At 51.9% G+C, this 16,153-nt stretch carries 12 protein-coding genes; 11 read left to right on the forward strand and 1 reads right to left on the reverse strand.

All coding sequences use genetic code 11. The features are described 5' to 3' along the window. Positions 1–64 precede the first annotated feature (64 nt). From ACUN9X_RS03830 to ACUN9X_RS03870, 9 genes are all read left to right on the forward strand, one after another. Complete coding sequence (locus ACUN9X_RS03830; protein WP_445472228.1) at positions 65–940, forward strand: hypothetical protein; 876 nt, start codon at positions 65–67, stop codon at positions 938–940. A 139-nt stretch (positions 941–1,079) separates the two neighbouring features. After that, on the forward strand, positions 1,080–1,955 hold the full coding sequence (locus tag ACUN9X_RS03835) for a hypothetical protein (RefSeq protein WP_445472229.1): 876 nt from the start codon (positions 1,080–1,082) through the stop codon (positions 1,953–1,955). An 859-nt stretch (positions 1,956–2,814) separates the two neighbouring features. Continuing rightward, on the forward strand, positions 2,815–4,128 hold the full coding sequence (locus tag ACUN9X_RS03840; RefSeq protein WP_445472230.1) for a hypothetical protein: 1,314 nt from the start codon (positions 2,815–2,817) through the stop codon (positions 4,126–4,128). Between the two features lie 148 nt (positions 4,129–4,276). Then, entirely contained in the window at positions 4,277–5,923 is a 1,647-nt protein-coding gene (locus tag ACUN9X_RS03845; protein WP_445472231.1) for a hypothetical protein, read from the forward strand. Positions 5,924–5,964: 41 nt separating this feature from the next. Then, on the forward strand, positions 5,965–8,814 hold the full coding sequence (locus tag ACUN9X_RS03850) for a golvesin C-terminal-like domain-containing protein (RefSeq protein ID WP_445472232.1): 2,850 nt from the start codon (positions 5,965–5,967) through the stop codon (positions 8,812–8,814). 52 nt (positions 8,815–8,866) lie between these two features. Next, positions 8,867–9,694, forward strand: a complete 828-nt coding sequence (locus ACUN9X_RS03855) for an RHS repeat-associated core domain-containing protein (RefSeq protein WP_445472233.1) — start codon at positions 8,867–8,869, stop codon at positions 9,692–9,694. 5 nt (positions 9,695–9,699) lie between these two features. Further along, positions 9,700–9,927, forward strand: a complete 228-nt coding sequence (locus tag ACUN9X_RS03860) for a hypothetical protein (RefSeq protein WP_445472234.1) — start codon at positions 9,700–9,702, stop codon at positions 9,925–9,927. A 463-nt stretch (positions 9,928–10,390) separates the two neighbouring features. Continuing rightward, on the forward strand, positions 10,391–11,704 hold the full coding sequence (locus ACUN9X_RS03865; protein ID WP_445472235.1) for a hypothetical protein: 1,314 nt from the start codon (positions 10,391–10,393) through the stop codon (positions 11,702–11,704). A 249-nt stretch (positions 11,705–11,953) separates the two neighbouring features. Beyond that, complete coding sequence (locus ACUN9X_RS03870; RefSeq protein ID WP_445472236.1) at positions 11,954–12,820, forward strand: DNA ligase; 867 nt, start codon at positions 11,954–11,956, stop codon at positions 12,818–12,820. A 29-nt stretch (positions 12,821–12,849) separates the two neighbouring features. Here the strand turns inward: ACUN9X_RS03870 and ACUN9X_RS03875 are convergent, their stop codons facing one another. Beyond that, entirely contained in the window at positions 12,850–13,812 is a 963-nt protein-coding gene (locus tag ACUN9X_RS03875) for an AraC family transcriptional regulator ligand-binding domain-containing protein (protein ID WP_445472237.1), read from the reverse strand. 146 nt (positions 13,813–13,958) lie between these two features. On the opposite strand from ACUN9X_RS03875, the gene ACUN9X_RS03880 reads away from it, so the two are divergent. Both ACUN9X_RS03880 and ACUN9X_RS03885 read left to right on the forward strand, forming a co-directional pair. Beyond that, a complete protein-coding gene (locus tag ACUN9X_RS03880; protein WP_445472238.1) occupies positions 13,959–15,251 on the forward strand; it encodes a flavin-containing monooxygenase in 1,293 nt (430 codons plus the stop codon). A 1-nt stretch (position 15,252) separates the two neighbouring features. Beyond that, a complete protein-coding gene (locus tag ACUN9X_RS03885) occupies positions 15,253–16,146 on the forward strand; it encodes a bile acid:sodium symporter family protein (protein WP_445472239.1) in 894 nt (297 codons plus the stop codon). Positions 16,147–16,153 lie beyond the last annotated feature (7 nt).

Here is a 16,153-nt window from a genome sequence, read left to right on the forward strand (position 1 = left end):
GTCACGGGCGAAAACGGGCTTCGAATTGTCTTGGACGGTAACGATGTAGAGGAATTGGGTGTCGATGAAAGATTCGCCTTTGAAGTGTGATTTTCCGGAAACGGACTTGGAACAAGAGCTGGAAAAAAAGCTATACCGCACTCATGGTGCTCGGCTTGCCAGCCCACCGGCCCGGAAAGTGGTTGAGGTGTCAGATTCTTCGGAGGACATGGAGTATGGTGTCGCCTACTTCAGCGAAAGGTTCATGGACATCCGGTCGGCCTTCTTGATCTTTAGGCGGTTCCAATTGTCTGTCATAAATCTGTTCATGGCAGTCGTGCTGGCGTTGGGCTGGATTGTTAGCCTGTTCTATTCGAAGGCACTGCTGGCGGTATTGATCGCTTTCGGGCCCGTTTGGGTAGCCATCTACCTATTTGAGATCTTCTTCCCGCTCACGCTGCCGGTCCGGATCGACCGGAAGGAGGGATTTGTCTACGTAGGGCACCGAGGCACCTTCTACCGGATTCCCTGGGACGAATTGGAGGTGACCTTTTCCTACAACTGGCAGTATCTGGGTTCCGGTGTTGTGTGGGAGCGGCAGTACTACGCCCACCTATTCATGCGGGAAAAGCATTACTTTTGCGGCAAGCCCCCCAAGATGTCCTTGCAGCGCAAGAAGATATCTTCTGGATTTAAAGAGGAGGATATGTATCGGAAATGGAATTTTATTGTCAGATACTACAACGAAGGGGTTGTTGGAGAGGATGCTGATAATCTTGTTATGGCTAATTATGACTCGTATCGTAAGGATATACCCTCTAAGTCAATGGCGGCGCGTATCGTCGACACTTTATTGTTAATCCTCTTTATGCCGACCATGTATTGGTGGGCGTTTTCTCCCTTTAAGTATAAATGGCCGAAGGAGATTGAAGATATCTTTGGGAAGGTTAACTATTACTGACCCAGTAATCGAGGTTTTCCTGACACCACGTTATCCCCATTGAACTGACGACCGAGTGAGACGGACGGTTGCAAAGTCACGGGCGAGAAAGGGCTTCGTGTGATCCTAGATGGTAACGACGTGGAGGAACTGGGTGTCGATGAAAGACTCGCCTTTGAAGTGTGATTTTCCGGAAACGGATCTGGAGCAACTGCTGGAAAAGAAGCTGTACCGCACGCATGGTGCGCGGCTTGCCAGTCCCCCGCCCCGGAAAGTGACTGGGGTGTCCGATTCCTCGGAAAAGATGGAACACAGTTTTGCCTACATAGGTGAACGGTTCATGGACGTTCGCACGGCCTTCTTATCTCTTCGTTCAGGCCTGCCGGCCATCATAAATCTATTCATGTTTATTGTATTAGTATTGGGCTGGATTATTAGCCTGTTTTATTCAAAGGCGCTGCTGGCTATGTTGGTTGCTTTTGGGCCAGTCTGGGTGGCTGTCTATCTGTTCGAAATTTTTTTCCCGCTCACACTGCCTGTTCGGATCGACCGGAAGGAGGGATTCGTGTACGTGGGGCACCGGGGCACCTTCTACCGGATTCCCTGGGACGAGTTGGAGGTGACCTTTTCCTACAACTGGCAGTATCTGGGTTCCGGTGTTGTGTGGGAGCGGCAGTATTACGCCCACCTGTTTATGCGGGAAAGGCATTACTTTTGCGGGAAGCGCCCCAAGATGCCCTTGCAGCGCAAGAAGATATCTTCTGGTTTTAAAGAGGAGGATATGTATCGAAAATGGAATTTCATTGTTAGGTATTTCAACGAAGGGGTCATTGAAGAGGATGCCGATAATCTCGCTTGGATTAATTATAATTCGTATAAAGAAGATCTGAAAAAAAAACCACTAGGAATCTCAATTATTGAGTGTGTGGGAGTTGTTTTGTTTATTCCAAGTATTATTTGGTGGAATTTCACCCCTTTCAAGTATAAGTGGCCGAAAGAAATTGAGGAGGTTTTTGGGAAGGCTAACAATTACTGATCCCGAGCTGAGGACTTCCTGTCGTGGCAGAACATGACCAAAAAACCAACCGATCTCCGCGTTATTGGCGTGATCTGGATCTGGAAAATTGAAATCGAATGAAGGTGCAGCGCTTGCGCGTGCAAAGGTCCAATGCCCATGGGGCCCACGCAGTTGTAGGCTAGCGCCGAAGCTTGGCCAGCTAGAAATGGCTGATTATAGGAATAGTCGACCGAAAACTGGGGTAGTGATTTAGTTCGCCTGATAAAATCGCACTTTTTTGTTCAGTGGCATATGGTTATAGTTCGGGCGGTAAAGCAGGGGTGTAATATGCGCTATATTTATAAATTGACGATGGTCAGCTGACCACTTGAAAGCGCTTGTATTTTTGTCATTCTTGTCAATTAATGTACACGTCGAATTAACAACTAAAAAGATTTTTTAGGTGCAGATTGATCTTTAGCTTTCAATAATGCTAATTTTGCTAGTAATTAAAATTTTGGTCTTATAGTCGCATTGGATCATTGGATCATTGGATCATTGGATCATTGGATCATTGGATCGCGACATAAATAATATCGACATATTTTGTGCTGATATTGACTGAACTCAAGGATAGAGCATGCTTGTTCAAGGTGATTTTTTTTGCTTAGCTAGTTTCTCAATTAGATACCAGTGCATGGTGCTGCTTGTGTTTGCCTTGTTGACCATTGGGACACCAGTCTTAGCCGATAATGTCTGTTTGTTAAGATCTTGTGGTTCCCTATGTACGAGACTGGGGTATTTTCCTTCCCCTGTTGAAGCATGTAGTCCAGATACCCCCAAACGTTCCAGTGGCAACTCATATTATTGCTACCGATATGCTTATTTTGACAAAAGAGTGTCTTGCGATGCGTCTCGCTGCCCAACAGGCAGTAAGTTTAATAACGATATAGGCGAATGCGTTACTGACGAGAAGCCAACGTGCGCCTCGACGGTCGGCGATCCGATTGATGTTCGCAATGGCAACAACTACCAGACGGAAGATGATGCCTCCGGCGGCGGGCTAAACCTGCAGCGTCACTACCTCTACACCGTTGGCCCCAATCCTGAAGCCCTCGGCCAGGGCCAGTGGTTGTTCCCCTATACCCAATCCATTGAAACACGCACCACGACAAACGGCGACAACCCCCAAACCAGCTATGCGGTGAACTGGACCGGAGGAGTCCGCTACCTTTTTAAAGGCAATGAAAATATCGGCTATGCCTTTACCTCCTGGCAGCAACCGCCATTTGAGTCTGTGGAAGTCACGGTTAATGCCTCAGGGGAACCTTCCGGCTGGCGCCTCCTCGCCAAGTCTGGTGTTGAATACACCTTCGATAGCAATGGCCAACTCACCGAAATCGATGAACGCCACGGAAAGGTTTTCGCTATTGAGACGACGATTGATAGCGAAGGTAATCCCATCCAGCGTCAGATCAACAACCTTGCAAGCCAAGCGTCTCTGACCTACAGCTACAACACGGTGAACCAAACCATAGAGACTGCGGTCCTGGCGCGTAATGGCACATCGCTGACGTTCGACTACACCTATAACACAGACGGCATGCTATCCCAGATTACCTATCCTGACGGCTCCGCTCGAACGTACCTCTATGAGGATGCACGGTATCCTCAGGCCCTGACCGGCATCAGCGACAACGGCAACACTCTGGCCTCTTGGGAATACGATGCCCAAGGACGCACCCATCGCAACACCCTCGGCGACGGCAAGGACGAAACGAGTCTTCAATTCAATAATGACGGCACCACCACGGTCACGAATGCCTTGGGCAAAGAATCAATCTTCAGCTTTACCTCCGTTAACGGCTCAACCCTGGTAGCGAAAGTTGATGGTCAGGCGTCGCAGAACTGCGCGGCCGCTAATCAGTCGTTTACTTATACCGCCAGTGGTCGCATCGAGACCGCCACGGATTGGAGCGGCCACATAACCCGCTACGAATATAATGACCGTGGGCAAGTAACGCTGAAAACACTGGCTGAAGGAACCGTCGAACAACAGAGGATTAGCACGATCTGGCATCCCACTCTCGACGAGCCCATTCGCATCAAGAAGGGCGACCGGGTTCAGGAATTCTGCTATGACCCTGAAGGCAATGTAACCCGACAGGCCACCCGGAAAACGAGCGAACCTGAACTGGCCTGCACGCAGTAAGTGTCGATGGAATCAGGGCTGAATGAGCTCCCTTTTGCTCACGAACAGAGGGGGTAAAAGGACGGCTTTTCGCGAGGAAAAAGCGAATAAAATGTACCAGCCGGCAGTAATGGATATAAGAACGATCAATCGGACAGGGATGTGTGACATGCGCCAGTTCTACCAATCGATAATTATACAGTTCATGAATGGAGTGGGGTATTTATATGGGAATATTTTAAAACTACCGTTGAAGCTATTGAAAATAGGAGCCATAGTTTATCTAGGTGGACTATTGTGCCTGTTTTCCGGTTATGCTTTCTCAGCTAACGTGTGCGAACGCTCTTCATGTGGTTCGATCGGATGCACAAGCTATGGTTTTTATCCATCGGTAGCAGCTGCATGTGGAAGCAATAGTCCTCAATTGCGTTTCCAAAACTCGAGCGGGGACGCTAATTATTATTGTGTTCCACCTACATCGCCTAGTGTATTCGCCAGCTATGCGGTTTGCTCATCAAATCAATGCCCCGGTGGCAGTGCATTTAACGCGGACATTGGTGAGTGCGTTGCTGACGAGAAACCAGAGTGCGCCACGGTTGTGGGCAACCCCATTGATGCCCGCAATGGCAACAAATACCTGCAAGAGGTAGATGTTAGCGGTGGAGGACTGGAACTGGTTCGTAGTTATACCCATTCTGTTGGTCCGAATCCTCGTGCGCCGGGCTGGGGGCGTTGGCAGTTTCCCTATACTCAATCAGTTGCGTCTTACACCAGGCAGTACGGTGATGATGGCTATCTGTCATACGTGCTCACGGATAAGAACGTACGTTATGTGTTCCGCGGTAATGAGGCGACAGGGTATGCGTTCCGGAATTGGCAGCTTCCGCCTTTCCAGTCTGTTGAACGTTTATATGCATCGGGCACGCCCTCTGGTTGGGAGGTAACACATAAAGACGGTACGGTTTATTACTTCAACGATGGTGGTTACCTGACCAAGGTTGAGCACACAGATGGAGCTCAATTCGCCATCGAGTACACCGACCGAGCAGATGGAACACGAGATTTCCAGATCATCCGCAACCTCCGCAGTGGTGCGGAGTTAGCCTATACCTTTGATGCGTCAGGCCAGCATATTGAGTCTGCTGATCTGTCTTTTAATGGTCAGTCGTTTTCCTTCCAATATAGCTATAACAGTAGTGGCATGCTCAACCGGGTAATAAATCCTGATGGCACACAGCGCGATTACCACTATGACGCTCCGACATTGCCTCAAGCGCTAACGTCTATAACGGATGAGGGCGATAATGCCTACGCTAAATGGTCATACGATGATCAGGGGCGGGCAGTGCGAAGCTCACATGCGGGCGACACTGAATCTGTGTCCCTGGCTTTCAACCCGGACGGCACGACTACACTCACTAATGCCTTAGGTAAGCGGAGTATCTATCACTTCGAGACGGTGGCGGGCTCACGCAAACTGACGCAAATTGATGGTCAGGCGAGTTCGAACTGCGCGGCAGCCAGCAAGGCCTTTACATATACGCCAGAAGGTCGGGTTGAAACAGAGACTGACTGGAGCGGCAAGGTCACTCGTTACACATACAATGATCGCGGGCTGGTTACGGCCAAAACAATAGGTGTCGGTAGCGCGTCCGAACAAACGGTTGAAACAACCTGGCACCCTGATCTGAGCGTGCCAATGAAGGTGACACGCAGCCAGGAAGTCACTGAATACTGCTATGACGCGTCGGGTCAGGAAGTAACTCGCGCAACACGCGAACCGGCAGAGCCATCATTGGATTGTACCAATCCGTAGCCATTCAAATGGAAACCCGATTAATCGAACAGGGATGTAACATGCGCCAACTCTACAAATCGACGAACACTAATCGTCCAGTTGAAATTGCCTGTGCTGTCATGATGTTTTTAGTGCCGGTGGTCTGCGAGGCCGACCGGGTTTGGAACTACGAATATGACGAAAATGGCTTAATGACAGAAGCCGATGGCCCCAGAACGGATGTTCAGGATATCCAAACCTATACCTATGATACTTCAGGCAATTTGGTTCGCTCCCGGAACGCACTGGGCCACGAGGTCAACCTGTCAGACTACACTGTGTTGGGCCTCCCGCAGCGCATTGTTGATGGCAATGGTGTGGTAACCGAAGTGACATATAACTTCAGAGGCCAAGTGACCAGCCAAACGACCACCACCGGGCAAGGCAACATCACAACACTTTATGAATATGATCCTGTAGGCCAACTCACCAAGATAACACGCCCTGACGGACAGGACGTGTCTTACGAGTACGATTCTGCAAGACGTCTGACGGCAATAGAAGTGTCCTCTGGTGACCGAATTGAGTTTGAGCATGACGCTATGGGCAACGTCACCCTGGAAACGACCAAAGGATCATCGAATGTGGTTGCCCGCCAACACAAGCAGGTGTTCGATGAATTGGGGCGCGTTATTCGTGTCATTGAGGCCGAAAATCGGACAACGGAATACAGTTACGATGTGGATTCAAACCTTGTTTCGACCATTGATGGCAACAGCCAGGAGACGCGTCGAAGCTATGATGCATTGAACCGCCTATCTCAAATCACAGACCCTGATTCAGGGACTATCACGTTTACTTACGATGATATGGATAACCTGATCTCGGTCACCGACCAGCGTGGTTTGCAAACAACCTACGAATATAATTTTGCTGGCGAACTCACCGCACGTCATAGCCCGGATACCGGAACCACAACGTACAGCTACGATTCGGCGGGCAATCGCATCAGGAAAACCGATGCGAGGGTCGTTGTTGCAGAGTACGCCTACGACGCGCTAAACCGACTAATCTCTATCACCTACCCGGGATCCCCTGAAGAGAATATCGAATACGGCTACGACGATAACGCCGGCGGGAATTACGGCGTAGGACGGCTCACCAGCATCAGTGACCGCAGTGGAACCATTCAGTACGTCTACGACGCTTTGGGCAGGACGGTGCGGGAAGAGCGCACGATGGAGTCGACGCTGTATGTGACAGAATACGCCTATAACAGCGTCAGCCAACTCATCTCCATTACTTATCCCTCCGGCCGGCTTGTCCTGTACAACTACGACACCGATGGCGAACTGGTCAGTATCCGGACTCAAGACTCAGCTGGAGGCGAGCCTCAGATCGTCGCTGATCAACTCGACTTCCTGCCTTTTGGACCCCTGGCCCGATTAGTATACGGCAACGGTATTACCCGCCAACTCAGCTATAACGATGGCTACGAACCAACAGCCATCCAGAGCCCGGTCATGGACAAAGGCTACACCTATGATGGTGCTGGCAATATTGCTGAGATTAGCGACTATCTTGACCCCGACCAAAATGAAACCTTTTTCTATGACGCGAAGGGACAACTGACGGATGCGACCGGCCCTTACGGCCAGATCACCTATGCCTATGATGCAGTAGGTAACCGATTGCTGCGTAGCATATTGGATAGCGGTCAGACTTTGACCGAGAACTATACCTACGCCGCAGATAGCAATCGGTTGTTGGACGTTGCGTCGGATAAGAACGGTACTGTAGATAATCGGACGTTCGCCTACAGCGAAGTCGGCAACACCATTTCCGATACGGCATCAGCGAAAAGTAGAGAACTCATCTATAACGCGCGTAACAGACTCCAGGAAATCGAAGAAGACGGTGCTACGCAGGCACTGTACCTCCACAATGCTTTAGGCCAGCGAGTCGTTAAAGTAGCGCAGGAACCTGCCAGTAATCTCCACTTTCACTACGATAAAAGTGGCCATCTGATAGCCGAAAGCAAACCTTCCGGAGAGGTGGTGCGCGAGTATATCTATTTAAATGATCTGCCAGTGGCAATGCTTGCAGAGGGTGGTGCTGGAGGAGAAACACCTGAACTCGTTATCGATAATTCCGATGCCCGCGCATCCAGTGTGGGCACCTGGACCGAATCAGTGAAACAAGCTGGATATGTGGGTGATAACTACCAGGCCAATGCTGCTGGAAGTGGCGCCGATGTTTTTCAATGGGAGCCGAGTTTAACGCAAGAAGCCACCTATGAGGTCTATGCCCGTTGGACCAGTCACTCAAACCGAGCCTCCAATGCTCAGTATGTGGTTGCATACAACGGGGTGAATAAATCGGTTGTCGTGAACCAGCGCAATAATGGCTCCAGCTGGCAGTTGCTTGGCACGTTTGAACTGGGCCCGGAAAGTGTTATTTCACTATCAGATGAGGCGAATGGCTATGTTATTGCGGATGCCATCAAATTGACGCCGGCAAGTACGGCGCCATCTGTGATCATCACTGATAATACTTCCAGTGATACCTCCAGCATTGGTGTGTGGCCTCTGTCGACAAACCAGGGTGGATATGAAGGCGATAACTATGCCTATCACTTTAAGGGCGTTGGCGAGAACACCTTTACCTGGTCACCGCCGATTGCAGGTAATGCCACATATCGCGTTTCTGCAAAGTGGACCAGCCACTACAAAAGAGCATCCAATGCAAAATACATAGTCCAAACAGCTAATGGCCCTGAAACTGTTGTTAAAAACCAACGTAGTGGCGGCGGCAGTTGGCAATTGCTTGGGACATACGAACTGGACACTGGGTTCGGTGTATCGGTGTCCGATAATGCTAATGGATCTGTAATTGCTGATGCGATCAAGGTAGAGCGAGTGAATAACTAAGATAAACGCTACTGTTTGCGCTTTTCTTAGCTTTAATGACAAAGGAACTGTTATGACATATTTCAGAATTATTTTCGGATTACTGGCCGTTCTTATAACGACGCAATCCGTTTTTGCCGCCACGCAAATGTATTTTGTCCATGTGGACCACTTGGGTACTCCCCAAGTAATGACGGATGAAAGCCAAGCTGTAGTTTGGCAGCGTAACGCTTTGCCGTTTGGAGAGGTTGTTCAGGAGACTGGTGCCCTAGCTCAGTCGTTACGGTTTCCCGGGCAGTATCGTGATTTGGAAACGAATTACTCTTACAACTATTTTCGGGATTACGACCCGACAACGGGACGGTATGTTCAAAGTGATCCGATTGGATTGAATGGGGGCTTCAATACCTACGGCTATGCTAATCAAAATCCATTGAAATATACTGATCCCACTGGAGAATCAGCTGCCGTTGCTGTCCCATTATCAGGTTTGGCTGCAGCGCTTGCTTTATCGACGCCTCAAGGGCAGAAGGTTCTCGCTAACTTTGCAGAAGCTTGTGGCAATGCGTGGAGTGCGTGGAACGAAACTAGCGCTAACGATCCGCAACCTAGCATTGATCCGGCTTCTGGGAGCGACCCAGACAGAGGCGATCTGACAAAAGCTGGCAGAGCAGGTCAGAAGCATGGGGATAGAGCTGGCAGCGCTTTTCCTCCAGCCACAGGCTCATCAGCAGATAAAAATCGACAAGGTCAAGGTATCCTGGATGGTATCGTAAACTCACCTGATCGCACTGATCGACCTAATAGGCATGGAGGAGTCGATGTACACCAAAGTCCAGATGGGAGAGGGGCAAGATTTGATCAGAATGGAAAATTTACGGGCTTTCTTGAGCCGAGGTAATACAAATGAAAAAGTCTGACTGGGACACAATTATTCTAAGTGAGCCTGGATATGAGCATTTAGTTGCCGAGCTGCATTTTGATGATCAGTTTCTACTACTGTTAGACAGGGAGGAGGGGCGTGAGAACCTCTGTATTGCTCTACCCGGGAGCGACGGGAAGTTAGGAACACGCATCTCTCTAGATGATTTTATCGAACAACTAAAATCAGCAGCTGAAAATCTCTGCCGTTGATAGGTTATTCCGAGGAGAGCATGCCCATGCTTGCTCTCCTCTCAAACTGGCTTAACTAAGTGATTCGGCACTGCCGGGAAGATTAATTGGTGGAAATGGTATATTTTGGCGTCCGCAAAACTCTTCTGGTGGCCCCAGCATCGAAATTCCGGCAAACGGGGTAGAGCTCAATGTACGTACTCAAGGATAGAGCATGCGCGCACAGTGTAGTTTGGTTCGAATTGCAAGTTTTATAACGCAGTGCCAGTGTTCAGTTTTGGTTGTATCGGGTCTTCTAGCTTCACCAGTTTTGGCTGACAATATGTGTGAGGCAACGAGTTGTGCCTGGATTGAATGTTCGAGCCATGGGTACTTCCCTTCAGCGGTTGCAGCGTGTAGCCCATTCGCTCCCGAGTATCGCGGCACTTCCAGTACCGGAAGTGTGTCCTATACTTGCTATAAAAATCGCGTCGTAATCAAATCGGTGAGCTGTAACGGCAATTTGTGCCCCAGCGGTGGCACCTTTAATAACGATATAGGCGAATGCATTACCGACGAGAAGCCAACGTGCGCCTCGACGGTCGGCGATCCGATTGATGTTCGCAATGGCAACAACTACCAGACGGAAGATGATGCCTCCGGCGGCGGGCTAAACCTGCAGCGTCACTACCTCTACACCGTTGGCCCCAATCCTGAAGCCCTCGGCCAGGGCCAGTGGTTGTTCCCCTATACCCAATCCATTGAAACACGCACCACGACAAACGGCGACAACCCCCAAACCAGCTATGCGGTGAACTGGACCGGAGGAGTCCGCTACCTTTTTAAAGGCAATGAAAATATCGGCTATGCCTTTACCTCCTGGCAGCAACCGCCATTTGAGTCTGTGGAAGTCACGGTTAATGCCTCAGGGGAACCTTCCGGCTGGCGCCTCCTCGCCAAGTCTGGTGTTGAATACACCTTCGATAGCAATGGCCAACTCACCGAAATCGATGAACGCCACGGAAAGGTTTTCGCTATTGAGACGACGATTGATAGCGAAGGTAATCCCATCCAGCGTCAGATCAACAACCTTGCAAGCCAAGCGTCTCTGACCTACAGCTACAACACGGTGAACCAAACCATAGAGACTGCGGTCCTGGCGCGTAATGGCACATCGCTGACGTTCGACTACACCTATAACACAGACGGCATGCTATCCCAGATTACCTATCCTGACGGCTCCGCTCGAACGTACCTCTATGAGGATGCACGGTATCCTCAGGCCCTGACCGGCATCAGCGACAACGGCAACACTCTGGCCTCTTGGGAATACGATGCCCAAGGACGCACCCATCGCAACACCCTCGGCGACGGCAAGGACGAAACGAGTCTTCAATTCAATAATGACGGCACCACCACGGTCACGAATGCCTTGGGCAAAGAATCAATCTTCAGCTTTACCTCCGTTAACGGCTCAACCCTGGTAGCGAAAGTTGATGGTCAGGCGTCGCAGAACTGCGCGGCCGCTAATCAGTCGTTTACTTATACCGCCAGTGGTCGCATCGAGACCGCCACGGATTGGAGCGGCCACATAACCCGCTACGAATATAATGACCGTGGGCAAGTAACGCTGAAAACACTGGCTGAAGGAACCGTCGAACAACAGAGGATTAGCACGATCTGGCATCCCACTCTCGACGAGCCCATTCGCATCAAGAAGGGCGACCGGGTTCAGGAATTCTGCTATGACCCTGAAGGCAATGTAACCCGACAGGCCACCCGGAAAACGAGCGAACCTGAACTGGCCTGCACGCAGTAAGTGTCGATGGAATCAGGGCTGAATGAGCTCCCTTTTGCTCACGAACAGCGGAAAAAGACGGGTGTAACTCATGTTGGAGGAGTAGTTACAAAAACGATCAGGCGTAATCGTTTTGACGGTTGTTGAAGGAGATCTCTCTTTCAAGTTCCAAATCGCGCGTTTTGGGAACGATTACTTAGACCCGTTTCAGGAATGATCGGGAAAGTGGAATGCCACCGTGTGTTTTGAATTACCCACAAGTACCGTGAAATGCCCCACCGGCTATACAGGGAGTGGCTGTTCATCATCAGCAGCCTCACCCTCTTATTACTCGCAAACACCACCCACGCCCAACCACCCCAAATTCTCCTCGGCGAAACCTACCAACAAGGTATCAACCTCTCCGACTACTGGGTCAGCGAGAAACTCGACGGCGTCCGCGCCTACTGGGATGGCAAGCAGCTCCTCTCCCGACAAGGCCATAGGTTCCACGCGCCAGACTGGTTTGTGGCCGACTTTCCGGAGCAGCCATTAGATGGTGAACTCTGGATGGGGCGTGGTCGTTTTTCTGAAACGTCCGGTGCGGTGCGCAAGCTGGAACCTGTTGATGCAGAGTGGCGGCAGATTCGGTTAATGGTGTTTGATTTACCTTCGAGCGGGGCACCATTCTCCGAACGTGTCGTGCAGATGAAGGCGTTGGTGTCGGGCTCGGGCTCACCTTACATTGCGATGATTGATCAGCGCAGGGCGAGTAGTCATGACGCGTTGATGGAGCAGCTCGATCAGGTTGTGGCGAATGGTGGTGAGGGGTTGATGCTGCATGAAGGCAACAGCCTCTATCGGGTTGGCCGGTCTGACGACGTATTAAAGGTAAAACGCTATCAGGATGCTGAAGCCGTGGTAGTGGGCCACACGGAAGGCAATGGCAAGTATGAGGGGCAACTGGGGGCGTTGATTGTGGAGAGGAAGGATGGCCGTCGTTTCAAACTGGGAACCGGGTTCAGCGACGCCCAGCGGGCCGATCCACCACCTGTGGGCGCGGAGGTGACCTTCAAATATTATGGCCTGACTTCAACCGGCTTGCCGCGATTCGCGAGCTTTTTGCGGGTGCGAGACGACGAACCGGTGTCCGAGTAGGGCGCACTAGTTTTGCCTTCTTCAGAGGATCAGGTCTCGCGGAACTGGGCGGGCGTCATGCCGGTCCAGCGCTTGAAGGCTTTGGCGAAGGCGCTTTCGTCAGAAAACCCGAGCTGGTCTGCTACATCCACTAATTTCAATCCTTCCCCCAATGCCTGTTCGGCCATGTTTTGCAGCAGTGCCTGGCGCAGCAATTTGAAGGTGGTGCCTTCGTCACTGAGTTTACGGATCAGGTGGCGGCCGCTCATGTTCAGATGATCGGCGACTTTTTCTTTGCCCCAGTTAGGGTGCTGGCGCAGCAGATGACTGACATTGGCGCTCAGTGACTGACTGCCGAGTTGTGCCAGCAGCTGGTCGGCCAGCGTGCGCAGGTGTTGGCACAATGCCGGGTTGGCGTAGATTAGAGGCATCTTCAATGCACTGGCGGGAATGCACAAACTGTTATGTTGGCTGGCAAAGGTGACTGGTAATCCCAGCAGTGCTTTATAACGTTGTGGTTCATCCAGAGCCGGGTGAGTGAAGGTCATGTGCTGTGCCTGCAGCTGCTCGCCCGTCGACCAGCGTGACAACTGCAGCAGTGAAGCCAGCGCGGCTTCCACGCGCTCGGGCTGGCGGGTGCTGTACTGGGGCTCGTAGCGAATTTCGCAGATGTCGTTGTGTACGCTGTATTCAAACGTCCCGCCCTCGCCGACGATGGGGTAGTAGTCCATCAGCGAGTCCAGCGCTTCGGTCACGGTGTCGCAGCTCATCAATACCATGCCTGCGGTATCCAGGTGGCCCACCTGGAGTGTCAGTCCGAACTGGATGCCGATTAGCGGGTCATCAGCCTGCTGGCAGAAGGTCTCCCAGATCTCGCCCTGAAGTTCCAGCTCCACTCTGTCTTGTTCCGCGAACGCTGTTTTCAGCCTGTCAGGCAAGGCAAAGCCGAGCTTTTCGGCAGCCTGGCTGATGGCCTGTGTATAACGCACCGTAACCGTGGGGGTATGCGACATGGATGTCCGAAAGGTCCCGTATTAACCGTGACATGGTCCTGAAAAAGCCGGGTGTCTGTGTCCCGGATATTCTAATGTGACAAGCATAACAAACTCCGCGCTCCGGGTGCCTGCCGGGCGCGCATACAATAAATATCGGGACAGCTATGTACGCAGTCATTGGCGCCGGCCCCATGGGGCTGGCCACCGCCAGAAATCTCCAGAAATACGACATTCCGTTCGTGGGCTTTGATCTGAATACTGACGTCGGCGGCCTGTGGGATATCGATAATCCACACAGCACCATGTACGAATCTGCGCATCTGATTTCATCGAAGAAGATGACCGAGTTTCGTGAGTTCCCGATGTCTGAAGATGTCGCCACTTATCCCCATCACAGTCAGATGAAGCGCTACTTTCAGGACTACGCGAAGCATTTCGGTCTGTATGAGCACTATGAGTTTTCGACCCGGGTCGTGAACGTGGTGCGGGACGGGGACGAATGGCGGGTCACGACTGAAACCGGCGGTGAGCAACAGTGTCGACGGTTTGCGGGGGTGTTGATTGCCAACGGTACGCTGCACAAGCCGAATGTGGCCGATTTGCCGGGTTCGTTTGATGGCGAGCTGATGCATTCGAGCGAGTACCGGAAGGCTTCGGTTTTTGAAGGCAAGCGCATGCTGATTGTCGGCTGTGGCAACTCGGCCTGTGATATTGCGGTCGACGCGGTGCATCGGGCGGCGAGTGTCGATATTTCCGTCCGGCGCGGCTATTACTTCCTGCCCAAGTTTATTGGCGGCAAGGCGTCGGATTCGATTGGCGGCAAGCTCAAGTTGCCCCGAGGCCTTAAACAACGGGTGGATGCACGCCTGATACGCCTGTTGGTCGGTCGCCCCAGTGACTACGGATTGCCTGACCCTGATTATAAAATGTACGAGTCCCACCCGGTTGTGAACTCGTTGGTGCTGCACCATCTCGGGCACGGCGACATTACGCCACAGACCGACATCGCCAGTGTGGAAGGCGATACCGTGACCTTTACCAGCGGCCAGATCCGGCAGTATGACCTGATCCTGATGGGCACAGGCTACAAGCTGGACTATCCGTTTATTGATCCCGCTGAGCTGAATTGGCAGAACAGTGATGCGCCGCAGCTGTACCTGAATGTGTTCAGCCCGAAGCACGACAACCTGTTCATGATGGGCATGGTGGAAGCTGCGGGGCTGGGCTGGGAAGGTCGCAATGAACAGGCTGAAATGGTGGCGCTGTATATTCGGGCCCGGCAGCGGGGTGATGCCAGTGCTGATGCGCTGGCGAGCAAAATCCGGAGTGAGGCAGAACAAACCCTTGATGGCGGTTTTGATTACCTGAAATTGGCCCGAATGGCGTATTACGTCCATAAGGACAGCTACCGCAACGCAGTGAATACGCACATCGCTGAACTGTCCCGGGGAGCCTGACATGCAGGTTCATTTCAGTAGCGACAACCTGCTGATCCTGAATGTCATTCTCGCGTTCATGATGTTTGGTGTTTCGCTGTCGCTGACCGCTGATGATTTCCGTCGGATATTGAAGCGTCCGCAGGCTCCGGTTGTGGGGCTGATCGCGCAGTTTGGTCTGCTTCCGGCGGCGACCTGCCTGTCCACCTGGTTCTTCGATGTAGACCCCGAACTGGCGCTGGGGATGATCCTGGTGGCGTCCTGCCCCGGCGGTTCCTTCTCCAACATCATGACCTGGCTGGGCCGGGGCAATGTGGCGGTATCCGTCAGTATGACCGCCGTTTCCAGTCTTGCCGCAATTGTGATGACGCCGTTCAATTTTGCTCTTTTCGGCTGGCTGAACCCGAATGCCCGAGCGATCCTCACTGATATTCAGCTCGACAGCACCAACATCCTGATTCTGGTGGTGTTGGTGCTGGGTGTGCCTCTGGTGCTGGGCATGTTGGCGGGTCGGTTCTTTCCGGTATTTGCCGAAAAAGCCCAGAAGCCCATGCGTGTTGTCACCTTGCTGGTATTGCTGCTGTTTGTGGGGCTGGCGTTTGGCAAAAACATGGATGTGTTCATGGCCACCGCCCACAGCATTGTGGGTCTGGTGGTGTTTCAGAATCTGCTGGCGCTCGGGTTGGGGGCTGCCGCCGGATCGCTCACCCGATTACCGGTTGGTGACAAGCGGGCGATCACGATGGAGGTGGGTATCCAGAACTCCGGCCTGGCTCTGGCCATCCTGTTTACGTTTTTCCCCGACGCCAGCGGGATGATCCTGATCGCGGGGTTCTGGGGTGTCTGGCATCTGGTGAGCGGCTTATCGCTGGCCTGGTGGTGGTCGCGTAGTAAAGCAATGGCAGAACAGCAATGACAGACAA

This window comes from Marinobacter sp. V032 (genome assembly GCF_052645435.1).